Origin of the sequence: Nonomuraea sp. NPDC050227, from assembly GCF_044459705.1 — a bacterium.
In the GTDB taxonomy this organism is placed as follows: domain Bacteria; phylum Actinomycetota; class Actinomycetes; order Streptosporangiales; family Streptosporangiaceae; genus Nonomuraea.
In genome coordinates, this window is sequence record NZ_JBITJF010000014.1 from 1 (window position 1) to 22,833 (window position 22,833).

Below are 22,833 nucleotides of genomic sequence, written 5' to 3' on the forward strand. Positions count from 1 at the left end.
ACTGCACTCGGGAGGGTGTGGGAGAGTAGGTCACCGCCGGACAATCTTTGGGAAGGGCTCCGACTTCGGTCGGGGCCCTTTCTGCATTTCCGGGGGTATTTCCTTGTGTCGGGTGCTGGGGGTGGGCACCGGCTCAGGGGACAGGCTGATGGCGGGCCTCGGCGGACCGGTGGGACGGTAAATCGGCTTGCGGCTGGAGGGTGCGCTGTTCTGAGGCGCGGTACGGCTTTCGGCGGGTCCTAGTGGGTTCTGCTTCTGGTCAGTCCGAGCCGGCCCGTTTTGGAGACTGAGGGCTCGTGTCCCGCCCCGCTTCGAAGGAGGCTGAGGGGGCGTATCCGGCGCCGCCTCGCAGGAGACCCGTGAGGCTCGTTTCCGGCCCCTGAGCTGACGTTCCTCAAGCGCCGTCCTTGGGGGCGGCCCTACGCCTCCGCTGAGTGCCGGCCGTAAACCGCCTGCGCGCGGTGGCGCTGATCCCGCGACCGCAGACAGACTTCAGGTGTCGTCAGCCCGCACGCCCAGCACATCTCCGCGTTTCAGACCGGTCCCCGCCTACGTAGAGCCGATGGGGACTGGGCGGAGGTATTGAGGCGAGTGTGGGTGCGTCATGCCCTCCGGCACCTGATGTATCTCCGGCATACGCCAGGCATGCCCCGGACTGTCACCGCGTCCCAGGCTTCCCCGGGCTCTCGGGATCTCTCAGCCTCCTGGTCAGGCGCCCGGCCAGGAGGCTGGCTGGCCTTGATGCGCCGTCGATTCATGGAGTGGCGCTGGGTGGCCCTGCTGGTGGGAGCAGTGGGTTGGGGCGCCCCGGATCGTTCTCCCCCGCAGAGTCACTCACAGGCCCACCAACCGCGCCTCACACACGCACCCCGCCACCTGACGCGGTGCAAGGCTGGGGTGTGGTTGTGAAGGTGGGAGACGGGAGAAGGGCCTCACGCTGGGTGCGTGGGGCCCTTCTGTTGTTGGGGGTCAGGATTTGGTGTTGACGTAGGTGACGGCGTATCTCGTGGCTACTGAGGTCCAGGGGACGGTGATCACTACGCCGTTGCGTTCGAAGACGCGGGCCTTTTCGGCCTCGGTGCCGTACTTCTGGGGGAGGGTGGCCAGTTCGGTGGCTTTGCCGGTGGCGGCGTCCAGGCGGATGAGGCGGGGGGCCAGGTCGCGGCGGTCGCCGGTTTCGACGGCCAGCAGGCCCTGGTCGTCGGCGCGGACGTAGGTGAGGATCGTGTCATGGGTGCCGGACGATTCCCACAGCTGCTTGCCGGTCTTCAGGTCGTAGGCGAGGGCCTTGTTGCGGGAGCGCATGCTCTGCGGGAGGTTCTCCGGGAACGTGGCCAGGTAGAGGCGGTCGCCGTGGATGGTGTAGCGGTGTTGTTCGAACAGGCCGTTGACCATGGCCACGGTGTTCATGGCGAGCATGTCCACCTCGGGGGTCTTGAACTCAGTCACCTTGGTGGCGGCGTCGGAGTAGACCGTGAAGTTGTTCTGGCCGCCGGACTCGCTGCGGATGATGGCAGGAGAGGCTGACAGAAGGCTGGTCATGAGGCTGAGCTCGCCCAGCGTGGCCTGCTTGGTGATCTTGCCGGTCTTCGGGTCGAGGTACTGGAGGCGGGTGCCGCCTCGGAAGGTGCAGTCGAGGATGACGGCGACCCGCGTGGGGGCGGTGTTGATGTCCTTGATGTGGCAGCCGTCGTCGGGGGACGCGGCGGCGCTCCACATTTTGTGGCCGTCGGAGAGGCGGTAGGCGACCACCGCGTCGTCCAGCTCGGTGACGGCCACGCCGTCGGCGCTCATGATGCGGGGGACGTTGATGGAGTTGGCGAGGGTGGACTTCTCGGCCGGGATCTTGATCTTCCAGGTGAGCTTGCCCGTGGTGGCGTCGATGCCGGCCAGGTGGTCGCACGAGTTGCTGCTGCCGTACGCGATGGCGGCCTTGCCGCCGGACAGGTCCGGGGTGGCGCCGCAGAGCTGGGCGCCCGGCGAGGGGATGCCCCAGGAACGCTTTCCGGACGCCAGGTCGTAGGCGAGGACGCCGTCCTTCTGGGCGCGGATGACGACCTTGTCGGTCAGCCAGCTGCCGAAGGCCAGGGCGGTGGTGAAGTCCCAGCTTCCGGCGTTGGGGAGGGGGACGTCCCATTCTGCCCCGTCGCCGCCCCCGTCGCCGAATGCGGTGATGCCGCCGCCGGTCGTTCCGGTGGTGGCGACGAACCAGGCGGTGCCCGTGCTGACGGAGAGGAGGACCACGGCCGCGCCGGTGGCCAGCAGGGCGGTCTTCCACTTGGGCCGGGGGCGCTGCTGCGGGGGTGCGGGCTGGCCGCCGTACGGTGTGCCGCTGCCGGGTGCGGGGGGCTGCGGGGGTTGGCCGTAGGGCGAGGGTGCGCCGGGGGAGGGAGGGTTCGGCGGGTAGGTGGGCTGGTTGCCTGCGGGTGGTGGGTATGGGGGCTGGTTGCCCGTGGGGGGTGGGTAGGTGGGTTGGTTGCCTGGTGGCGGTGGGTATGCGGCTGGGTTGCCCGTTGGCGGGGCATACGCGCCGGGAGAAGGAGCGTAAGGATTGGCGGGCGGTTGCGGGTAGCCCGCGGGTGGGTAGGCGGCCGGGGCCGTGCCCTGCGGGGGGTACGCGGCCGGGCTCTGGGGCCACGGCTGCGCGGGCGGAGGGTAGGAGCCGGCGTTGGGAGCCGGCTGGCCGTACGGGTTGGGGGGTGGGGAGCCGTACGGGCCGGGTGGGGTGTTGGAGTGGTCGGTCATGGTTGCTCCCCGTTCAGGCCAGCTGCCCGCGGACGTACGACGCCCACTGCCGTTCGAAGTCCGCCTTGCTCACGCCCAGCACCTTGAACAGTGCCGCCTCGCTGTCGTCGCCCTTGGCCCGGTAGGCCGCGATCACCGCGCTGGTCAGCTTCTGCTCGCCGTACCGCTGGGCGATGTAGCGCATGGCCAGGTGTCCCATCAGGTAGTGCACGTTCGTCATGCCGTTGGCGTCCCACGACGGGTTGTCGGGGAGCTGGCCCGAGAAGCGGGTGCTGAGGCGGCCGGCCAGGTAGGCGCGGCCTTCCTGGAAGCGGATGTTCTGGTTGATGGGGTGGCCGCGGTTGGCGGAGTACTCGGCGAAGCCCTCGATGACCCAGTTGGGCTTGCCGAAGAGGGAGAAGTCAGCGCTGTCCAGCCCGGCCAGCAGGGAGTGGGCCAGCTCGTGCGTGCTGATCTCCAGGATGCCCTCGGACGATCGGAAGAAGGACGTGGTGGTGTCCATGACCACCCGGGTGCCGCCGACCTTGACGTCGTCGCCCAGGGAGGCCCAGGCGAGCATGGGGATGGACACGCCCGCTTCGTGCGCCTTCTCCTTGCGGAACAGGTTGCCGAGCTGGTTCTGCCCCTCGACCAGCGCGACCGCGAACCCGGCCGGCACGGGCGCGGTGGCGTCGCCGTTGCGTTTCCAGAAGTCCAGGTTCTTCTTCGCCGCGTTGGCGACCACCGGGGCGACGCGCCTGGCCATGGCCGCGTCCTGGGGACGGGCCAGGACGATGCTGGCGCCCGCGCGGACCACGGTGATGTCGGGCCAGATGTCCCACGGGCCCGGGTAGTACACGGACTTGCTGCCCTCGCTCACCATGGGTGGCGGCGCGCCGTCCACCTTGGTGACGACCAGTGGCGCGTCCTTGGACGCCTTCTCCAGCGTCCAGCGGTACCACTCCGAGACCGGCCGCAGGTCGATGCCGGCGAACCGGTGGACGAACGCGACGTCCTGGGTGAACTTCAGGGCCCGCCCGAAGCTGTCCTCGGCGCGGCCCTCGCGACGCATCACCTTGTACGACGCCTCACTGAGCGGCACCTTGCGCAGGTTCGTGAACACCTTTCGCTGGTCGCGGACGAGCGCCGCGTTGCCCTTGTCGAAGATCGAGGTGAACGCGTCTGCGTTCCCGCTGCTCAGCGCCTTGCCGTGCTCGTAGACCAGCTTCTCGATCTCCTGGTCGGTGACGATCACGGCGTTCGGGTCGCTCTTGCCCGACGCCTCCTGGCGGCGTAACGGGTCCTGGACGCCGTTGATGCGGCCGCGCAGGACGAGGCCGACGCCGGCGCCCACGGCGATCGCCACCACGAGCGAGACGATGCCCATGGTGACCCAGAAGCCGGTCCGGCGCCTGGGCGGAGAAGGAGGATTGGATGGAGGTGGTGGTGGTGGCGGCTGCATGGCCGGCCACTGTTGCTGCTGCTGTTGCCCCTGATACTGCGGAAAACTCGGCCCCGTTGTCACTTTTGCCCCGAGAGTGCTGACAAACCCCGAAAGAGAGGAATCGTACCAGTGGCCACATCGCGAGTCTTCGGGGTGGTCGGGTTCTTTGTGGAGTGGTGAGTAGGTGAAGATGTTTTCCGGCGACTCGTAGCGCGGTGTTGCCATTTTTCGTGATAATTCACCGCATGATCGCGGGCAGCGTGAGGACGCTTCCACGGCTGGCCATCGCGCTCGCCCTCCTGCCGCCGCTGCTCGCCCCGGGCACAGCCGCGGGGACGGCACTGCCGACGCACGCGGCGCCGGGGACGGTGAGCGCACAGGTGGCGGCGCCGGGGCAGGGGAGAGCGGACGCGGCCCCGGAGCCGGTGACTGTGCGCGCCGCGCCCGGGCCGGTACGCATGCCGCACCACCTCGGCCCCCCGGCGATCGCCGTAACGGTCCTGGCCAAGAAGGCGAAGGCCGTGAGAACCGTCCAGGCCAGGACGGAGGCCGTGAGAACCGTCCAGGCCAGGACGGAGGCCGTGAAGCCCGTCCCGGCCAAGAAGATCACCGAGCGGCTCGACCGCTTCCTGGCGGGCCGGCCGGGCCCGGTCACGGCCATGGTCAAGGATCTGACGACCGGCCGCGTCTACCGCTACCACCCGGGCGAACGGCTGATCACCGCCAGCACGGCCAAGGTCCAGATCCTGATGGCGCTGCTGCTCGGGAAACCGTGGCGCAGGCTGCCCGAGCCCGTCAGGCGCGACGCCGAGCTCATGATCCGCTACAGCGACAACCACGCGGCCGACCGCCTGTGGTTGCGCATCGGCGGCGCGGCGGGCTTCACCGAGGCCGGCAGGAGGTTCGGGCTCAGGCATACCAGGGGCGTCCCGGGAGACTGCGTCGACCTCTACTGCTGGGGCATCACCGAGACGTCGGTGGACGACCAGGTCCGCCTGATGAAGGCGCTGGTGTCCGGGAAGAGCCCGCTCAAGGCGAAGGAGCGCGCGCAAGTGCTCAAACTGATGGGCGCGGTCGTCCGCGGCCAGGACTGGGGCGTCTCCGCCGCGGCCTGCGCGGGCGAGCGCGTGCGTCTGAAGAACGGCTGGCTGAAGCGCGTCTCCAACGGGCGCTGGGCCACGGTCAGCGTGGGGCTGATCCGGGGCCGCGGCCACGACTACGCGGTCGCCGTCCTCACCGAGGGCAGCGCCGAGGTGGGGGACGGCATCGCGACCGTCGAGGGCGTCGCCGCGCGGATCATGCGGGACTTCCGGAGGTGCCGGGCGTGACCAGCCGGTAGCCGACGCCGCGCACGGTCTGGATGAGCTGGTCGTCGTTGTCGCCGAGGCGCGCCCGCAGCCGTTTGACGTGCACCGCGATCGTGTTCGTGGACGTGGTCGCGGCGGCGTGCCACACGTGCCGCATGATCTGCTCGCGGGTGACCGTGCGGTCGGCGTTGCGCATCAGGTACTGCAGCAGCTCGAACTCGCGCAGCGGGAGGTGCACGGCGCGGCCCTCGACGCGTACCTGGTAGGCCTGGACGTCCAGTTCGACGCCGCCGACGGCCAGGACCTTGCGGGACTCGGGGGAGGACGCCTGGATGAACGGCAGCAGTTCCGGCACCCGGTACGGCCGGGCCACGCAGGCCGCCGCCCCCGCCGCGAGCGCGCGTACGGCCTGCTCGGCGTTCCCCTCGCCGACGCCGAGCAGGACGGGCACGGCTCGCGCGAGCCGTACCGCGCGGACGAAGTCGACCGCGTCGATGACCGGGAGCGTGGCCGACACGAGCACCACGTCCGGCTGCAGCGCTCCTGCCTGGAGCAGCCCTTGGGCGCCGTCCGGCGCGCCGGTGACGGCCACGCCCTCGCGTTCCAGCGCCGTGGCCAGGTCGTCGACCACGGCGTCGTCGGGGTCGGCGATGAGCAGTACGGGCTTGGTCCGCGTGTCCCCGTTCATCGTGGATGCCGCCTGCTGTGGGGTCATCAGCCGAAGCGTCCCGTGATGTAGTCCTCTGTTGCCTTCTCCGAAGGGTTGGTGAACATGCGGGAGGTCTCGTCCATCTCGATGACCTTGCCGGGCTTGCCCTGGGCGGCCAGGTTGAAGAACGCGGTCCGGTCGCTGACCCGGGCGGCCTGCTGCATGTTGTGGGTCACGATCACGATCGTGAACTCTTCCTTGAGCTGGGCCATCAGGTCCTCGATGGCCAGCGTCGAGATCGGGTCGAGCGCCGAGCACGGCTCGTCCATGAGCAGGACCTGCGGCTTGACCGCGATCGCGCGGGCGATGCACAGACGCTGCTGCTGACCGCCGGACAGGCCGGCGCCGGGCTTGTTCAGCCGGTCCTTGACCTCGTTCCAGAGGTTGGCGCCCTTCAGCGACTCCTCCACGATGCCGTCGAGGGTGGACTTGCCGACCCGGCCGTTGAGGCGGAGCCCGGCGGCCACGTTCTCGTAGATCGACATCGTGGGGAACGGGTTGGGGCGCTGGAAGACCATGCCGACCATGCGCCGGACCGAGACGGGTTCGACGGTGGGGGCGTACAGGTCTTCGCCGTCGAGCATGACCTTGCCCTCGACGCGGGCGCCGGGGATCACCTCGTGCATGCGGTTGAGCGTGCGCAGGAACGTCGACTTGCCGCATCCGGACGGGCCGATGAACGCGGTGATCGAGCGCGGCTCGATGGTCATCGACACGTCCTCGATCGCCTTGTGCGACCCGTAGTACGCGTCGAGGCCCGAGACCTGGATCTGCTTGGACATTGTGGCGGTTACCCCCTATCGGCCCCTGGCGGGCCTGCGCCACCAGGCGATCAGGCGCGCCACCAGGTTGAGCAGCATGACGATCAGGATCAGCGTGAGGGCTCCGGCCCAGGCGCGGTCGATGGCGGTGTCGTTGGGACGGGCCGCCTGGTCGAAGACGAAGAGCGGAAGGCCCATCTGCGGCCCGCTGAACGGATCGTTGTTGATGGAGTCGGTGAAGAACACCGTGAGCAGCAGCGGCGCGGTCTCGCCGGCCACGCGGGCGACGGCCAGCATGACGCCGGTGACGATGCCGGTGAACGCGGTCGGCAGCACGACCTTCAGGATCGTGCGCCACTTGGCCACGCCCAGCGCGTACGAGGCTTCGCGCAGGTCGTTGGGCACCAGCCGGAGCATTTCCTCGGCCGATCTGACCACGGTCGGCATCATCAGGATCGACAGCGCCAGCGCGCCGGCGAAGCCGGAGAACGGGTTGCCCAGGAAGAGCACCCAGAAGGCCAGGATGAACAGGCCGGAAACGACTGAAGGGACGCCGGTCATGACGTCCACGAAGAAGCTGATGGCCCGGCTCAGGCGGCCGCCTTGGCCGTACTCGACCAGGTAGATGGCGGTGAACAGGCCGATCGGGACCGAGATGAGCGAGGCCAGCAGGACCTGCTCCAAGGTGCCGACGATGGCGTGGTAGGCGCCGCCGCCGACGTCGCGGGCGCCGATGTTCCGCATCGAGTGGGTGAGGAACTCCAGGTCGAAGCGGGCCAGGCCGTTCGAGATCACCAGCCAGAGGACCGAGATGAGCGGCACCACGGCCAGCGCGAACGCCAGGTAGACCAGCCCCTGGACGAACCTGTCCTTGATCCGGCGGCCGGTCGAGATGTGCTGGATGGTCATGCCCCCACCGCCCTGAACTCCTTGCGCCGGTTGATCACCATGCGTGCGCCCATGTTGACCAGCAGCGTGATGACGAACAGCACCAGACCGGAGGCGATCAGCGCGCCCCGGCCGACCTGGGTGGCCTCGCCGAAGCCGTTGGCGATGTTGGCCGCGATGCTGTTGGCGTGCGGGGTGAGGATCTCGAAGCTGATGTCGAAGGTGGCGGGGAAGATCAGCGCGACCGCGATGGTCTCGCCCATCGCGCGGCCGAGGCCGAGCATGGCGGCGCTGATGACGCCGGGCCGGCCGAACGGCAGCACGGCCATCCTGATCATCTCCCAGCGGGTGGCGCCGAGCGCCAGGGCCGCCTCCTCGTTCATCTTCGGGGCCTGGAGGAAGACCTCGCGCGAGATGGCCGCGATGATCGGCAGGATCATGATCGCCAGGACGATGCCGCCGGCGAGCATGGTCTTGCCGCCGATGGCCCCCTCGCCGGAGAACAGCGGGAACCAGCCCAGGTGCTCGTTGAGCCACTGCGACGGCGTGCGCAGCAGCGGCACCAGGAACGTCACGCCCCACAGGCCGTAGACGACGCTGGGCACGGCGGCCAGCAGGTCGACCAGGTAGCCGAGCGGCCCGGCCAGGCGGCGGGGCGCGTAGTGGGAGATGAACAGCGCCACGCCCACCGCGATGGGGGTGGCGATGACCAGCGCGATCGCCGAGCTGAGGACGGTGCCGAAGGCCAGCGCGCCGATGCCGAAGACCTGGCTGCCGTTGGGCTCCCAGATCAGGTCGGTGAAGAAGTTGCCCTTGTTCGCCTGCAGGGCCGGGACGGCCTCGCTGATGAGGAACACGGCGATGGCCGCCATGATCCCCAGCAGCAGGACGCCGGCACCGGTGGAGACGAACTTGAAGGGGCCTTCACCATGGCTGCGCCGCGAGGCGGACCGGCGCGTGGCCGGCCCGCCCCCACGGGTACGAACGTTGGTCGTCATGCTGTGCTAGGAGATCGCGCCGACGGCGGTGCGGACCTTGGTGAGCAGCTCGCCCGCGAGCGGGGCGTAGCCGAGGTCCTTCAGCGCGGCCTGGCCCTCGTCGCTGGAGGTGTAGGTGAGGAACTCCTTGACGATCTTGGCCTGCTCGGGCGCGAGGCCCTTCTCGCAGGTGATCTCGTACGTCACCAGCACGATCGGGTACGCGCCCGCCGTCTTGGTGGCGTAGTCGATGCTCAGCTTCAGGTCGTTGCCGGTGCCGGTGATCTCGGCGGTCTCGACCGTCTTGGCCGCGCTGTCGGCGGTCAGCTCGACGAACTCGCCGGAGCCGTTGGCCACCTTGGCCTTGCTGAGCTGGGAGTTCTCGGCGAAGGAGAGCTCGACGTAGCCGATGGAGCCCTCGGTGCTCTTGACGCTGGCCGCGACCTGGTCCGAGCCCTTGGCGCCCTGGCCCTTGGCCTCGGCGGGCCACGCCTTGGCGGGCTCGTACGGCCAGCCGGCGGTCGCCTTGAGGAACTTGGTGAAGTTGTCGCTGGTGCCCGACTCGTCCGAGCGGTGGAAGGCCGAGATCGGCGTGGACGGGAGCTTGGCGTCGGGGTTGTCGGCCTTGATGGCCGCGTCGTCCCACTTGGTGATCTTGCTGTCGAAGATGCCGCCGATGGTCTTGGGCGACAGCTGCAGGCCGTCCACGCCGGGGAGGTTGTAGACCACCGCGACCGGGCCGGTCACCATCGGGATGTTGATGGCCTTGCCGGTCTTGCACCGGGCGTCGGCCTGGGCGGGCTCGCCCTTGTCGTCCTTGAGAGCGGAGTCCGAACCCGCGAAGTCGACCGTGCCCGCGATGAACGACTGCACACCGGCACCCGAACCGCTCGGCTGGTAGTTCAGGCTCACGCCCGAGTTCTTGGCCTGGAAGTCCTTCTTCCACTGGTCGATCGCGTTGGCCTGGGCCGACGAGCCGGCGGCGTTGATGGTGCCGCTCAGGCCGTTGTCGTTGCCCGCGGCGGGAGCACTGGCGGAGCTGGTGCCGGTCGTGCCCCCGGAGCTGTTGTTGTCTGTGCCGCACGCAGCGAGCGAGAGCGCGCCGACGACGGCGACGGCGGCGAGCCGGCCTGCATACTTCACGGTTGGGTTCCCCTCACTTGGTCCTTAGTCGTCCATGAAGTTATGCAGGCAAAGTGACTCAGACCCCCCAACAAGGGTGAACGTTCGGTGAACGCGCCTGGTCGTCTCCATCAATGTGACCAGCGAAGATGGGATGCATGAGCTATCGCGTGTGTCTCGTGTGCATGGGCAACATCTGCCGTTCCCCGATGGCGGAGGTGGTGCTCCGCCGGACCCTGGAGGAGCGCGGGCTCGGCGGCCGGGTCGTCGTCGAGAGCGCGGGCACCGGCGGCTGGCACGCCGGCGATCCGATGGACGAGCGGGCGCTGGGCATCCTGGCCGAGCACGGCTACGACGGCGCCGCCCATCGCGCCAGGCAGTTCACGCGGGACTGGTTCGACCGCTACGACCTGGTGCTGGCGATGGACCGCGACAACGCGGCCAACCTGCGCCGCCTGGCGCCCGCCGGCGTCGAGGTGCGCCTGTTCCGCTCGTTCGACCCCGGCGCGCCGGACGGCGCCGAGGTGCCCGACCCCTATTACGGTGGCCGCGAGGGTTTCGAGGAGGTGCTGACCATGCTGGAGACGGCCTCCAAGGGCGTGGCCGCGCACATCGCCGATGAGATCGACTGAGGACCTCGGCTCCTCCCACGGCCGGCGGCTCCAGCGCGGCGTGCTGGAGGACGGGCGGCAGGTGTTCGCCAAGATCGGTCCCGCCTCCGACATGTTCGCCTCCGAGGCCGCCGGGTTGCGCTGGCTGGGCGAGGCGATCACCGTGCCCGAGGTCCTGGAGGCCGGACCCGACCGGCTGGTGTTGTCGTGGGTGCCGCAGGAGGCGCCCACCGCCGAGGCGGCCCTGCGGTTCGGCCGTGACCTGGCCCGTCTGCACCGCGCCGGGGCGGCGGGGTTCGGCGCGCCCTGGCCGGGGTTCATCGCCGAGCTGCCCATGGACAACTCGCCCGACGGTGACTGGCCGTCCTTCTACGCCTCCCGGCGGGTGTTGCCGTTCCTGCGCCGGGCGCGGCTGCCGGCCGCGGACGTGACGCTGGTCGAGCGGGCCGTGGCGCGGTTCGCCGAGGTGGCCGGGCCGCCGGAGCCGCCCGCCCGCGTCCATGGGGATCTGTGGAGCGGGAACGTGTTGTGGTCCGGCGGCACCGGGGTGCTCGTCGATCCGGCGGCCCACGGCGGGCACCGGGAGACGGATCTGGCCATGCTGGCCCTGTTCGGGCTGCCGTACCTGGATCGGGTGATGGGGGCGTACCAGGAGGAGTTCCCGCTCGCGCCGGGGTGGCGGGCGCGGGTGCCGCTGCACCAGCTCCATCCGCTGCTGGTGCACGTGGTGCTGTACGGAGCCTCCTACCGCGACTCGTTGATGAATGCGGTCGCCCGGGTGTTGTCGCTCTGAACAACCGATAAAGAAATAGGGGATCCAGCCTCGCGATGCATTTCTCCGCCCAAGGGGAGGAAAGAGGACGGCGGCCGGGTAAAGTTGGCGGATTTCGTATCCGGCGGCCCCGGCCGAAAACTCATTAAGGCGTTTCCTTCTTCCCCCTGAGTCAATTGGAGGGCGCATGGCGGACGACTCCACGCACGGCGCACTGGCCCTGACCCCGCTGGTCTGGGGCCCGCCCGGAGCCCGTCCCGACGAACGCAGGCTGCGTCAGCTCGGGCAGGCGCTGGCCGAGGTGCTGACGGGCCGCCGTCCGCCGGAGTCGGTGGCCGACCGGCTCACCGGCGGGGCCTACCGCGACCTCGTCAGGGCCGGGCGGATGATCTCCGCCGATCGGCCGCCGTTCGTCGGGAGCCCGCACGTCAAGGAGCCGAGGGACGGGGCCGTCGAGATGTGCGTGCTGGTGCACTGCGGCGAGCGCAGCCACGTCCTGGCCGTACGGCTGGAGCGGCACGGCCATCGATGGTTGTGCACCGACTTCGAGACGGCCTGAAGCGGGCTCAGGAGGTGATCGTGGTGCCGTTGAGCCGGTTCAGCACCTCGTCGTGGAGGGCGCCGTTCGTGCAGACCAGGCTGCCGCCCTCCAGGCCGCGCACGCCGGCGAGGTCGGTCCAGACGCCGCCGGCCTCCTCGACGATCACGGTCAGGGCCGCCATGTCCCAGGGCGACAGCTCCGGCTCGGCGGAGATGTCGGCCGAGCCCTCGGCGACCATCATGTGCGACCAGAAGTCGCCGTACGCTCGGGTGCGCCAGCAGGCGCGGCCGAGGTCGAGGAAGTTGTCCAGCTTGCCGAGCTCCTCCCAGCCGCCGAAGCTGGAGTAGGAGAAGGAGGCGTCCTCCAGCGCGGTGACCGAGGAGACGCTCATCCTGGTGGCCTTCGCCAGGCTCCTGCCGGTCCAGGCGCCGCCGCCGGTGGCCGCCCACCAGCGACGGCCGAGCGCGGGGGCCGACACCAGGCCGACGACGACCTTGCCGTACTCCATGAGCGCGATCAGCGTGGCCCAGACGGGCACGCCGCGCACGTAGTTCTTGGTGCCGTCGATGGGGTCGATGATCCACGACCGGGCTCCCCACCCGGTCTTGCCGAACTCCTCGCCCACCACCGCGTCGCGCGGCCGGGCCCGGCGCAGCGTGCCGCGGATGGCCTCCTCGACGGCGCGGTCGGCGTCGCTGACCGGCGTCAGGTCGGGCTTGGTCTCGACCTTGAGGTCGACCGCCTTGAAGCGCCGCATGGTCAGGTCGTCGGCGGCGTCCGCCATGACGTGAGCGAGGCGTAGATCGTCGTTGTAACCCTGCACGGTCAGCCACGCTATCGCGTCGGTCGTGCCGGACATCAGTCACCGGCGACCCTTTTCTGGTAACTCCCTTTTCACCTACTGACCAGTAACATGTCTCCTATGTCCACTGATGTAGGTGCCTTCCTTCTCGAAACCGTTCCCTTCGCCCGGACGTTGGGGATCGTGTTCGACTCGGTCGAGGACGGCCGGGCGGAATGCCGGCTGCCCGACCGGCCCGAACTGCACAACCACGTGGCCGGGCCGCACGCGGGCACGCTGTTCACCCTGGCCGAGTCGGCGTCGGGCGCGGCGGTGCTGTCCAGGTTCGGCGACCAGCTCAGCCGCAGCGTGCCGCTGCCCACGACGGCGACCATCGAGTTCCGGAAGGTGGCCCTGGGGGAGGTGCGGGCCGAGGCGCGCGTGGCCGCATCGAGGGAGGAGGTCGTCGGCAAGCTGGACGCCGGCGAGCGGCCCGTCTTCGACGTGCTGGTCGACGTGCGCGACGCGGCCGGCACCCTGGTCTCCAGCCTCACCGTCACCTGGACGCTGCGCCCCAACCGCCGCTGAACGGCCGGTGATCAGGCGGCGGGCTCGTCGGGGGCGCCCTCGCGGCTGGACAGCAGGCGGCGCAGCGACTCCAGGCGGGCCGGGTCGGCGTTGCCCGCGGCCGCCCAGGCGTCGAGCGCGCAGCCGTCGCCGAGATGGGTGCAGCCCTTCGGGCAGGTGACCGTGCCCTCCACCAGGTCGGGGAAGGCGGCCAGCACGGTCTCGACCGACACGTGGGCCAGGCCGAAGCTGCGCACCCCCGGCGTGTCGATGATCCAGCCGCCCTCGGGCAGCTCCAGCGCGACGGCCGAGGTGGAGGTGTGCCGGCCGCGGCCGGTGACCGCGTTGACGTGCGAGACCGCGCGGTTGGCATCGGGCACCAGGGCGTTGACCAGGGTGGACTTGCCCACGCCCGAATGGCCCACCAGCACGCTGATGCGACCGGCCAGGTGGTCGCGCAGCTCGTCGAGGGAGCCGCCCTTGTGGACCACGATGTGCGGCACGCCCAGCGGCTCGTACAGGGCGACCAGCTCGTCGGGTGGGGCGAGGTCGGACTTGGTCAGGCAGAGCAGGGCGTCGATCTCGGCGTCGAACGCCGCCACCAGGATCCGGTCGATCATCCGGGGCCGGGGCGGCGGGTCGGCCAGCGCCGTGACGATCACGAGCTGGTCGGCGTTGGCCACGACCGGGCGCTCGATGCCGTCGGTGTCGTCGGTGTCGTCGGCCGAGCGGCGCAACATCGAGGTGCGCGGCTCCACCCGGACCACCCTGGCCAGCGTGTCGGGCAGGCCCGACACGTCGCCGACCAGGGCCACCCGGTCGCCGACCACGATGCCCTTGCGGCCCAGCTCGCGGGCCTTCATGGCGACCACGAGCCGGCGCTGCTGCTGCTTGCGCTTGTGGCCGCGGTCGGGCTCGACCAGGGTGGTGTAGCGGCCCCGGTCGACGGCGACCACGAAGCCCTCCACGGCGTCCTCGTGCGCGGGACGGATGCGGGTGCGCGGGCGCGAGCCCTTGCCCGGCCTGACCCGTACGTCGTCCTCGTCGTATTCCCGCTTTCTCAGCGGTCCGCTCCCATGCGCTCGCTTCCTCTCACGCCGGACCCTCCTGCGAAGTGCCCCCGCCGCCTGCCGCGAAACGCGCGATCATCGCCGCTCATCGGGCCTCCAGCATCGCCGCCCACATCTGGACGAACTCGGGCAACGTCTTGGCGGTCGTCGCGATGTTCTCCACCTCCACACCCGGCACGGCGAGGCCGATCACGGCCCCGGCCGTGGCCATGCGGTGGTCGTCGTAGCTGTGGAACACGCCGCCGTGCAGCGGGCGGGGACGGATGAGCAGGCCGTCGGCCGTCTCCTCCGCGTCGCCGCCGAGGGCGTTGATCTCGGTGGCCAGCGCGGCCAGCCGGTCGGTCTCGTGGCCGCGCAGGTGGCCGACCCCGCGGATGCGGCTCGGCGTGGTGGCCAGGGCGGCCAGCGCGGCGATCGTGGGGGTCAGCTCGCCCACCTCATGGAGGTCGGCGTCGAGGCCCTTGACCTCGCCCGTGCCGGTGACGACCAGGTCGTCGCCGTCGCGGGTCACCGTGGCGCCCATGGTGGTGAGCAGGCCGCGCAGCGCGTCGCCCGGCTGGGTGGTCTCCGCCGGCCAGCCGGGGACCGTGACCGTGCCGCCCGTGACCAGCGCGGCGGCCAGGAACGGCGCCGCGTTGGACAGGTCGGGCTCGACCGTCATGTCCCTGGCCGCGATCGGGCCCGGCTCGACCCGCCACACGTCGCGCTCGGTGTCGTCGACCTTGACCCCGGCCTCCCGCAGCATGTGGACGGTCATCTCGATGTGCGGCTGGGAGGGCACCGGCGGGCCGACGTGCCGGATCGTCACGCCCTTCGCGAACCGCGCCGCCGTCAGCATCAGCCCCGAGACGAACTGCGAGGAGCCGGAGGCGTCGATCGTGACCTCGCCGCCGGTCAGCGGCCCGGTGATGGTGAACGGGAGCGCGTCGTTGTCGATGCGCGCCCCGAGCGCGCGCAGGGCGTCGAGGATCGGGCCCATCGGACGCCTGCGGGCGTAGGGGTCGCCGTCGAAGAAGACCGGGCCGTCGGCCAGCGCCGCCATCGGCGGGACGAACCGCATGACCGTGCCCGCGAGCCCGGCGTCGATGCGCGCGCCGCCGCGGACCGGGCCCGGCGTCACCTCCCAGTCGACCGCGTCGGTGGTCTCGCGCACGGCCGTCAGCGTGGCGCCGAGCGCGCGCAGGGCCGACACCATGAGGTCGGCGTCGCGGCTGCGCAGCGCCTGGCGGACGACGCCCGGACCGTCGGCCAGCGCGGCGAGCAGCAGCGCCCGGTTGGTGACGGACTTGGAGCCGGGCAGGCGGACGGAGGCGTTGACGGGCGTGTCGGCCGTCGGCGCGGGCCAGTGCTGAGCGGGCATGTCCAAAGCCTACTGGCCCTGGTACGGCCCGTTCACGGCCTGTGGACGACGCGTCGCCCTTCCGCGGGGCCGAGACGCCCCGGCCGGACGCGTCGCCCTTTCGCCGAGCCGATCCGAGCCGGGCCGCCCCGGCCGGAGGCGAAGCCGCGAGCGACACCCCGGCGTATGGCAATGTGGGGACATGTGCGGTAGATACGCCTCGGCGCGCAAGAAGCACGAGCTGCTGGAGGAGTTCCAGGTCGAGCTCGACGGCGAGCCCGACAAGGAGCTGGGCGCCGACTTCAACGTCGCCCCCACCAAGAACGTCTACGCGGTCATGAGCCGGTCCTCCAAGGAGGACGAGCACGCGGTCCGGCAGCTCAGGATCGTCAGGTGGGGCCTCGTGCCCGTCTGGGCCAAGGATCCGTCGATCGGCTCCCGGCTGATCAACGCCAGGGCCGAGACGCTGGCCGAGAAGCCGTCGTTCCGGCAGGCGTTCGCCAAGCGCAGATGCCTGATCCCGGCCGACGGCTACTTCGAGTGGATGGCCGTCGAGGGCGAGAAGAAGAAGCAGCCGTACTTCATCCACCCGGCCGACGGCGGCGTGCTGGCCATGGCGGGCCTGTACGAGTTCTGGAAGGACCGCACCCGCGACGACGACGACCCGCTCAAGTGGCTGGTGACCTGCACGGTCATCACCACGGACGCCGAGGACCAGCTCGGCCGCATCCACGACAGGATGCCCATGATGATCGAGCGCGACCGCTGGGCCGACTGGCTCGACCCGGCCCTCACCGACACCGAGCGCGCCTCACGACTCCTGGTGCCCGCGGAGGCCGGGAGGCTGGCGGCATATCCCGTTTCTACTGATGTCAATAATGTCCGGAACAATGGGCCGGATCTCATCAAACCGCTCCCCGACGAGGAGGAAGCCGGCCTTTTCTAAAGGTGTAAGAAGCATGGTAAGTGGGCATTCGGTGAGGAAAGCGATGCGACCGTTCACTCGGTGTCACCGCCACGACATGCCCCTAATTGCGCCGGGCGGGACAACCGGGGAGTCCCAGCCGCGGGCTTCCCCCCTTGCACCCGGAGGTGCGGATTCGTGGACGTCACGACCGCTCGTCAGCGGCTCGAAGACATGCTCGCGGAGCTGGACCGTTCGATCGGGGTCCTCCAGGGCGACCCCGTCGCGATCCGTGAGCACTCGGCGGCCGACGCGGGCTCCGACCTCACCGACGCCGACCGCGCGCAGGCCATGCTCACCGTGGCGACCGCGCAACGCCGCGCGGTGACCGAGGCGATCAGACGCCTGGACGAAGGCGCGTACGGCAGGTGCGTCGACTGCGACGAGCCGGTGCCCGAGGGCCGGCTGGAGGCCCGCCCGGAGGCCGCCCGCTGCGTGCCGTGCCAGGGAAGACGCGAACGCCGCCGCTGACCGCGGAGGAACCGGAGGCCGCCGGACGAGGAGAACGGCGGCCCTGGGAACGGCCGGCCGCCCCCGAAAACCGACCCGCGGCCCCCGGAAACCGGCCGGCGGGGCAGTCAGCTCTTGCGGGCGCTGGCCACCAGGTGGATGCCCACCGTGTCGTCGTCGTCGGGATGGGCGTCGAGCTCGGTGCGCACGAGCCAGGTCAGGGCCCGCCCGTCGGACCCGAGCACGTGGTCCACCGTGGACGGCGACAACACCGTGCGCGGCCGCATCCACTCCACCTCCAGCCCGGCCCCCATCAGCAGCTCGCGGAGCTGGCCGCTGCTGAAGCAGCGCGTGATGCTGCCGTCGGGCCAGGGCACCAGCATGACCTCGCCGGTCTGCCGCAGGTGCTGCCACTGCTCCTGCTCGGCCAGGATCGCCATGCCGAGCACCAGCGAGTCGACGCACACCAGCGCCCGCCCGCCCGGACGCAGCACCCTGGCCACGTCGCTCATCGCCGATTCGGCCATGAGCTCGATCGACATCGCGCGTTCCTCGGCGACCACCGCGTCGACGCTCTCATCGGGAAGAAACGCCAGGTCATCGGCGCGTACGTGCCGAACCCGGTCGGCGTCCCGCAAACGGGACTGCGCGTCCACGGTCCGGCGGAAGTCGAGCACCTCGATCACCCGGTGTCCCGCCCTCGCGGCCTGGCCGGACCAGCGTCCGCGGCCGCCGGACAGATCGAGGATCACCGACGGTTCGCCGGGGAGCCAGCGGTTCAGTTGCTCGGCGGCGACGGCGCGGTAGAAGGTCCAGTACGGCCCGAGCGTCCCAGAGCCGTTCAGTTCCTCGGCCGGAATGGGCAGCACACGCGACTCCTGAGTTCCGGAAAAAGGGCTACCAGCCGGTACGTATGGACGTTCCCCGCACCGGGTCCTCTGTACCTTCTATCTTGCGGGAACAGACAAGGGCGCGGGCGTGTTGCGACGAGCATGCTCACATTGGAAAGACCGCGCCCCGATGACCAGGAGGTCATCGGCCAGCGGGTATTCTCCCCTGAGTACGGTGTACCGCCACAGCCGGCCACCGGTGATCTTAGGGGGGTGGGTCCGGTGCCCGCGACAGGCGCGGAGACTCTGGAGCAGCGCAGCGAGCGGTTCGAGCGCGACGTCATGCCGTATCTCGAACAGCTCTACTCCGCCGCGCTCCGGATGACCCGGAATCCAGCGGACGCGGAGGACCTGCTTCAGGAGACCTTCGCCAAGGCGTTCGCGTCGTTCCACCAGTTCCAGGAGGGCACGAACCTCAAGGCGTGGCTCTACCGGATCCTGACGAACACGTTCATCAACAGCTACCGCAAGAAGCAGCGTGAGCCCAAGCAGTCCGGCACCGAGGAGATCGAGGACTGGCAGCTCGCGCGCGCCGAGTCCCACACCTCGAGCGGGCTGAAGTCGGCCGAGGTCGAGGCGCTGGAGCACCTCCCCGACGGCGACATCAAGCAGGCGCTCGCGGCGCTGCCGGAAGAGTTCAGGATCGCCGTCTACCTCGCCGACGTCGAAGGCTTCCCCTACAAGGAGATCGCCGACATCATGGGCACTCCCATCGGCACCGTGATGTCCAGGCTGCATCGGGGACGCAGGCAGCTCCGGGGCCTCCTTGAGGACTACGCCCGCGAGCGCGGCCTGGTCCCCTCGGAGGGATCGAAATGAGCTGTGGCAACCCGCACGACACCGACTGTCGCGAGGTGCTGGACAAGGTCTACGCCTATCTCGACGGCGAGCTGACCGACGGTGACGTCTCCGACATCCGCGTGCATCTCGACGAGTGCAGCCCGTGCCTGAAGGAGTACGACCTCGACAAGGCGGTCAAGGCGCTCGTGGCCAAGCACTGCGGTTGCGACCCCGTCCCCGCCGATCTGCGTTCCAAGGTGCTGGCGCGGATCGAGCAGGTGAGGTCGGAGCTGGCCGACTAGGATTCACGCCATGCGCGTCCTAGTCACCGGTGGTGCCGGTTTCATCGGGTCGAATCTCGTCGACCGCCTGCTCGCGGACGGACACGAGGTCGTCGCCGTAGACGACCTGTCCTCCGGCAGCAGGGACAACCTGGTCAACGCCGCCGAGAGCGACCGTTTCAGCCTGCACGTCCTCGACGTGCGCGACCCGGCGATCATCGGGCTGGCGGCCGAGCTGCGGCCCGAGGTCATCTGCCACCTGGCCGCCCAGATCAGCGTACGCAGGAGCGTCGCCGACCCCGTCCACGACGCCCGGCTCAACGTCGAGGGCACCGCGTCGGTGCTGACGGCGGCCAAGGAGGGCACCACGCGCAAGGTGGTGTTCGCCTCGTCGGTGGCGGTCTACGGCCGGCCCGCCACGATCCCCGTGCCCGACGACGCGCCCACCGACCCGCGCTCGCCGTACGCGGCCTCCAAGCTGAGCGCCGAGATCTACCTGGCGACCTTCCGCGCCCTGTACGGCCTGGAGTACACCACGCTGGTGCTCTCCAACGTCTACGGCCCGCGCCAGTCGCCCGACGGCGAGGCCGGCGTCGTGTCGATCTTCACCGACGCCCTGCTCAACGGCACCCCCACCGTCCTCTACGGTGACGGCACCCAGACCCGCGACTACGTCTACGTCGACGACGTGGTCGACGGCTTCGTCCGGGCCTGCGGCAGCGAGGGCAACGGCCGCCGCTTCAATCTCGGCACCGGCATCCAGACCACCGACAGGCGCCTGCACTCGCTGATCGCCGACGCGGCCGGGGCCCAGGACAAGCCGGGCTTCGCGCAGCCGCGCGTCGGCGACCTGCCGGCGATGGCCGTCGATCCGGTGCCCGCCCACGAGGGGCTGCGCTGGGAGCCGCGCACCGACCTGCCGACCGGCGTGAAGAGCACCGTGGCCTGGGCGCGGAGTCGCGCCAGGTAGTTGCTTGATTACACTTTGCTTGCGATTTCCCGCTCGGCCCTTACGGTGACGTCCTCTTCTGTAGCGTGAGCTCCAGAAGTCGACGTGGAGGCATGTGGGATGTTGAAGGACAGGTTCACCCGGTCGCTCGCCGCCGTCATCGTGCTCACCTCGATGGTGGCCCTGGCCGGCATCGGCGCGCTTCCGCCAGGGGTTTCCTGGACCTGACCGCCGTAGGGGGCCGCAATGCGTGACCTGCCCTGGCCCGCGAGGGTCTACCTGGTCGCCGTGATCGCGGCGGCGGCCGCGCTCATCGGGCACAGCGCGATCGTCTCCGGCCCGCTCGTGGCGCCGGAGAAACTCGACATCCTGCTGGTGCTCGGGCTGCTCTTCCTGGTGTGCGAGTCGATGCCGACGCTGCTCAACGTGGAGCAGTTCGCGGTGTCGGTGAGCTTCTCGGCGTCGCTGGCCGCGGTCGTGCTGATCGGGCCGGAGGGCGCGGCACTGGTGGGGCTCACCGCCGCGGTCAGCGTGCGCCCGGGGCTGCCGCTGATCAAGCGGCTGTTCAACGGCGCGCAGTTCGCCGTCTGCGGCTACGCCTCCGGCTGGGTCTACGAGTGGCTGCACGGCGCGGTCGGGGTGCCGCGGGTCAACGAGTTCGACAGCCTCATCGGCCCCTACGCCGCCGCGACCGCCGTGTTCGTGCCGCTCAACATCGTGCTCACGCTGACCATGATCAGCCTGGCGACCAGCGTGCGGGCCACGGAGGTGCCGCTGCGCGGCATGGTCCAGTTCCTGCTGTCCTATCTCGGTTACGGCACGTTCGGGCTGCTGGTGGCCGGGTTGTGGGCGACCGTGCAGTCCATCTCGGCGGTGCTGGTGCTGATGCCGCTGTTCGTGGCCCGGTGGGCGTTCGGCCAGTACCACGCCCAGCAGCGCTCGTACGACGCCACCATCGCCGCGCTGTGCCAGGCCGTCGAGACCAAGGACTACTACACCCGGGGCCACTGCACGCGGGTCTCGCTCGCCTCCAGCATGATCGCCGAGGAGATCGGCATGCGGCTCGAACGCCTGCGCGCCATCCGCTACGCCGGCATGCTCCACGACGTCGGCAAGCTGGGCGTGCCCACGAAGGTGCTGCAGAAGGACGGCCCGCTCACCGAGGGGGAGCTCGCCGCGATCCAGCTCCATCCGATGCGCGGGCTGGAGATCGTCCGCGGCATCGGCTTCCTCGACGAGGCCTACGCCGGGATCATGCACCACCACGAGCGCCACGACGGCACCGGCTACCCGATGGGCCTGGCCGGCGACGAGATCCCCGAGTTCGCCAAGGTGATCGCGGTGGCCGACGCGTTCGACTCGATGACCTCCGACCGTTCCTACCGGGGGGCGCGCCCGGTCGAGGTGGCCGTGGAGGAGCTGCGCAAGTGCTCCGGCACGCACTTCGACCCGGTCATGGTGGCCGCGTTCATCCGGGCGCTGGAACGCAATCCCTGGCAGCCGCCGCGCCGGGTCGAGGCGCCGCCGCCCGACGCCGCCGAGGCGACGATCAAGGACCACGACGACCCGACGATGCCGATCCAGGTCGTGAGCGGGCCATGACCACCACAGAGCGCGTCCGGCGCGCCGACCGGGCGCAGGCGACCGTCCTGCGCCGGCTCGACTCCGGCCAGTTGTTGCTGATCTGCGCGGCCGGGCTGGTCGCCGTCGCGGGCGTGGCGCACACGGCGGCCGTGGGGCTTGACCGTCCCGAGATCGCCATCGGGTTCGGCGCGTTGATCGCGGTCGGCGAGCTGGCCCGGCTGACCATGCCGGGCAACCGGGAGGTCGCGCCCATCGGCGCCGCCGCGGCGCTCGGCTACACCCTGCTGCTCGACCTCAGCCAGAACCAGTTGCGCCACTCCGCGCTGCAGGTCGTGGCCGTGATCGCGGCAGGGATGATCGCGGGCGCGCTGCCCCACCTGGCCGTCGGCCGGCCGCCGCGGCTCGACGCGATGGCCCGCCGCCTGCTCACCGGCGCGCTGCTGGCCTTCGCCTTCCGCCCGCTGGCCGACCCGCTCTACCAGCTCACCAAGCCGCCGCCGGGCGCCCACACCTGGTGGCCGGCGCTCGTGGTGATGGTCTCGCTGATCACGGTGACGCTGCTGGTCGACGTGCTGATCGCGGCACTGCTGCGGGCCGAGCGGCTGCGCACGGCGTTCCGGGTGGCGGTGCGCGACGAGATCAACATGGCGTTCCCGCTGGGCGCCGCGGTGGCCGCCTCCGGCGTGCTGCTCGCGCTCGCCACGCACAGCATGGATCTGGTGGCGTTGCTGGTGTTCGCCGCGCCGCTGCTGGTCACGCAGGTGGCCTTCCGCAAGTACGCCGGCATCCGCGCCACCTACCTGCAGACCGTCCGCGCCCTGTCGCGGGTCACCGAGGTCGGCGGCTACGTCGAGCCAGGCCACTCGCGCCGGGTGTCCCGGCTGGCCGTGGCGGTCGGCCGGGAGCTGGGCATGGCCGAGCCCGAGCTGCTGGAGCTGGAGTACGCGGCCCTCATGCACGACATCGGCCAGCTCTCGCTGCGCGACCCCATCCCGGGCGGCGCCACCGTGCTGGCCGATCCGGAGCAGGCGCGGCGCATCGCCGAGCTGGGGGCCGAGGTGATCAGGCAGACGGGCGTGCTCGACCGGGTGGCCGAGGTGGTCCGGAGGCAGTGCGACGAGATCGCCGACGACCCGCCGCTGTCCAGCCGGATCATCAGGGTCGCCAACGCCTACGACGACCTGGTGGGGCCGTCCACCGATCGCGACCGGTCGGGGGCGGCGCTGGAGCGCATCGGGCTCACGGCGGGCAGTGCGTACGACGCCGCCGCGCTCGACGCCCTGGCCCGGGTGGTCGGCAGAGGCCGCGTGTAGCCGATTGCC

At 70.5% G+C, this 22,833-nt stretch carries 23 protein-coding genes; 12 read left to right on the forward strand and 11 right to left on the reverse strand.

Translation table 11 applies throughout. The annotated features are described in order from the left end of the window. Window positions 1-969 precede the first annotated feature (969 nt). Window positions 970-2,244 (reverse strand): PQQ-binding-like beta-propeller repeat protein, encoded by a 1,275-nt coding sequence (locus tag ACIBK9_RS41385; protein WP_397164370.1) that lies wholly within the window; start codon window positions 2,242-2,244, stop codon window positions 970-972. 514 nt (window positions 2,245-2,758) lie between these two features. Beyond that, complete coding sequence (locus ACIBK9_RS41390; RefSeq protein WP_387671291.1) at window positions 2,759-4,111, reverse strand: hypothetical protein; 1,353 nt, start codon at window positions 4,109-4,111, stop codon at window positions 2,759-2,761. 317 nt (window positions 4,112-4,428) lie between these two features. On the opposite strand from ACIBK9_RS41390, the gene ACIBK9_RS41395 reads away from it, so the two are divergent. Further along, on the forward strand, window positions 4,429-5,496 hold the full coding sequence (locus ACIBK9_RS41395; protein WP_397164372.1) for a serine hydrolase: 1,068 nt from the start codon (window positions 4,429-4,431) through the stop codon (window positions 5,494-5,496). Here the strand turns inward: ACIBK9_RS41395 and ACIBK9_RS41400 are convergent. Genes ACIBK9_RS41400 through pstS form a run of 5 tightly spaced genes read right to left on the reverse strand, consistent with a single transcriptional unit; the run spans window position 5,465 to window position 9,953 of the window. Continuing rightward, window positions 5,465-6,190 carry a response regulator transcription factor gene (locus ACIBK9_RS41400; protein ID WP_358289033.1) on the reverse strand — a complete coding sequence of 242 codons (726 nt, stop codon included), beginning with the start codon at window positions 6,188-6,190 and terminating at the stop codon, window positions 5,465-5,467. The two genes, ACIBK9_RS41395 and ACIBK9_RS41400, sit on opposite strands and share 32 nt — an antisense overlap. Next, window positions 6,190-6,966: a phosphate ABC transporter ATP-binding protein PstB gene (gene pstB, locus ACIBK9_RS41405; protein ID WP_352322866.1), complete on the reverse strand. Its 777-nt coding sequence runs from the start codon at window positions 6,964-6,966 to the stop codon at window positions 6,190-6,192. The genes ACIBK9_RS41400 and pstB overlap by 1 nt, the downstream gene beginning before the upstream one ends. A gap of 15 nt (window positions 6,967-6,981) precedes the next feature. After that, window positions 6,982-7,854: a phosphate ABC transporter permease PstA gene (gene pstA / locus ACIBK9_RS41410; protein WP_358289030.1), complete on the reverse strand. Its 873-nt coding sequence runs from the start codon at window positions 7,852-7,854 to the stop codon at window positions 6,982-6,984. Continuing rightward, entirely contained in the window at window positions 7,851-8,831 is a 981-nt protein-coding gene (gene pstC / locus ACIBK9_RS41415) for a phosphate ABC transporter permease subunit PstC (protein WP_352322868.1), read from the reverse strand. The genes pstA and pstC overlap by 4 nt, the downstream gene beginning before the upstream one ends. Window positions 8,832-8,837: 6 nt before the next feature. Continuing rightward, a complete protein-coding gene (gene pstS, locus ACIBK9_RS41420; protein ID WP_397164374.1) occupies window positions 8,838-9,953 on the reverse strand; it encodes a phosphate ABC transporter substrate-binding protein PstS in 1,116 nt (371 codons plus the stop codon). Between the two features lie 137 nt (window positions 9,954-10,090). Between pstS and ACIBK9_RS41425 the strand changes: the two genes are divergently transcribed. The 3 genes from ACIBK9_RS41425 (at window position 10,091) to ACIBK9_RS41435 (ending at window position 11,874) form a co-directional block, all read left to right on the forward strand. Further along, complete coding sequence (locus tag ACIBK9_RS41425; protein ID WP_387671284.1) at window positions 10,091-10,564, forward strand: low molecular weight protein-tyrosine-phosphatase; 474 nt, start codon at window positions 10,091-10,093, stop codon at window positions 10,562-10,564. Beyond that, window positions 10,551-11,336 carry a fructosamine kinase family protein gene (locus ACIBK9_RS41430; RefSeq protein WP_397164376.1) on the forward strand — a complete coding sequence of 262 codons (786 nt, stop codon included), beginning with the start codon at window positions 10,551-10,553 and terminating at the stop codon, window positions 11,334-11,336. Before ACIBK9_RS41425 ends, ACIBK9_RS41430 begins: the two co-directional genes overlap by 14 nt. Before the next feature lie 166 nt (window positions 11,337-11,502). After that, complete coding sequence (locus ACIBK9_RS41435; protein WP_352366048.1) at window positions 11,503-11,874, forward strand: Rv3235 family protein; 372 nt, start codon at window positions 11,503-11,505, stop codon at window positions 11,872-11,874. Window positions 11,875-11,881: 7 nt separating this feature from the next. Here the strand turns inward: ACIBK9_RS41435 and hisN are convergent, their stop codons facing one another. Then, window positions 11,882-12,715: a histidinol-phosphatase gene (gene hisN, locus ACIBK9_RS41440; protein ID WP_397164378.1), complete on the reverse strand. Its 834-nt coding sequence runs from the start codon at window positions 12,713-12,715 to the stop codon at window positions 11,882-11,884. A 54-nt stretch (window positions 12,716-12,769) separates the two neighbouring features. On the opposite strand from hisN, the gene ACIBK9_RS41445 reads away from it, so the two are divergent. Beyond that, a complete protein-coding gene (locus ACIBK9_RS41445; protein ID WP_358289017.1) occupies window positions 12,770-13,225 on the forward strand; it encodes a DUF4442 domain-containing protein in 456 nt (151 codons plus the stop codon). Between the two features lie 11 nt (window positions 13,226-13,236). Here the strand turns inward: ACIBK9_RS41445 and rsgA are convergent, their stop codons facing one another. After that, the gene (rsgA, locus tag ACIBK9_RS41450) at window positions 13,237-14,268 is read right to left on the reverse strand and encodes a ribosome small subunit-dependent GTPase A (protein WP_358289078.1); all 1,032 of its coding nucleotides are present in this window, start codon (window positions 14,266-14,268) and stop codon (window positions 13,237-13,239) included. A 91-nt stretch (window positions 14,269-14,359) separates the two neighbouring features. Then, window positions 14,360-15,634: a 3-phosphoshikimate 1-carboxyvinyltransferase gene (aroA, locus tag ACIBK9_RS41455; RefSeq protein ID WP_358289015.1), complete on the reverse strand. Its 1,275-nt coding sequence runs from the start codon at window positions 15,632-15,634 to the stop codon at window positions 14,360-14,362. Window positions 15,635-15,815: 181 nt separating this feature from the next. Here aroA and ACIBK9_RS41460 point away from each other — a divergent pair, with 181 nt between their 5' ends. Further along, the gene (locus ACIBK9_RS41460) at window positions 15,816-16,559 is read left to right on the forward strand and encodes an SOS response-associated peptidase (RefSeq protein WP_358289013.1); all 744 of its coding nucleotides are present in this window, start codon (window positions 15,816-15,818) and stop codon (window positions 16,557-16,559) included. A 156-nt stretch (window positions 16,560-16,715) separates the two neighbouring features. Next, complete coding sequence (locus tag ACIBK9_RS41465; protein WP_364330906.1) at window positions 16,716-17,048, forward strand: TraR/DksA C4-type zinc finger protein; 333 nt, start codon at window positions 16,716-16,718, stop codon at window positions 17,046-17,048. Window positions 17,049-17,155: 107 nt separating this feature from the next. Here ACIBK9_RS41465 and ACIBK9_RS41470 read toward each other — a convergent pair whose 3' ends face one another. Continuing rightward, window positions 17,156-17,896 carry a methyltransferase domain-containing protein gene (locus tag ACIBK9_RS41470; protein ID WP_352322877.1) on the reverse strand — a complete coding sequence of 247 codons (741 nt, stop codon included), beginning with the start codon at window positions 17,894-17,896 and terminating at the stop codon, window positions 17,156-17,158. Between the two features lie 123 nt (window positions 17,897-18,019). Here ACIBK9_RS41470 and ACIBK9_RS41475 point away from each other — a divergent pair, with 123 nt between their 5' ends. The 5 genes from ACIBK9_RS41475 (at window position 18,020) to ACIBK9_RS41495 (ending at window position 22,824) form a co-directional block, all read left to right on the forward strand. Next, entirely contained in the window at window positions 18,020-18,736 is a 717-nt protein-coding gene (locus tag ACIBK9_RS41475; protein ID WP_387654924.1) for a sigma-70 family RNA polymerase sigma factor, read from the forward strand. Continuing rightward, the gene (gene rsrA / locus ACIBK9_RS41480) at window positions 18,733-18,999 is read left to right on the forward strand and encodes a mycothiol system anti-sigma-R factor (RefSeq protein WP_352322878.1); all 267 of its coding nucleotides are present in this window, start codon (window positions 18,733-18,735) and stop codon (window positions 18,997-18,999) included. Before ACIBK9_RS41475 ends, rsrA begins: the two co-directional genes overlap by 4 nt. A 10-nt stretch (window positions 19,000-19,009) precedes the next feature. Then, window positions 19,010-19,948, forward strand: a complete 939-nt coding sequence (locus ACIBK9_RS41485; protein ID WP_397164381.1) for an NAD-dependent epimerase/dehydratase family protein — start codon at window positions 19,010-19,012, stop codon at window positions 19,946-19,948. A gap of 225 nt (window positions 19,949-20,173) precedes the next feature. Beyond that, window positions 20,174-21,529, forward strand: a complete 1,356-nt coding sequence (locus tag ACIBK9_RS41490) for an HD-GYP domain-containing protein (protein ID WP_358289004.1) — start codon at window positions 20,174-20,176, stop codon at window positions 21,527-21,529. After that, window positions 21,526-22,824, forward strand: coding sequence for an HD-GYP domain-containing protein (locus ACIBK9_RS41495; RefSeq protein ID WP_397164383.1), 1,299 nt, complete (start codon window positions 21,526-21,528; stop codon window positions 22,822-22,824). Before ACIBK9_RS41490 ends, ACIBK9_RS41495 begins: the two co-directional genes overlap by 4 nt. The last annotated feature ends 9 nt before the right edge of the window (window positions 22,825-22,833 follow it).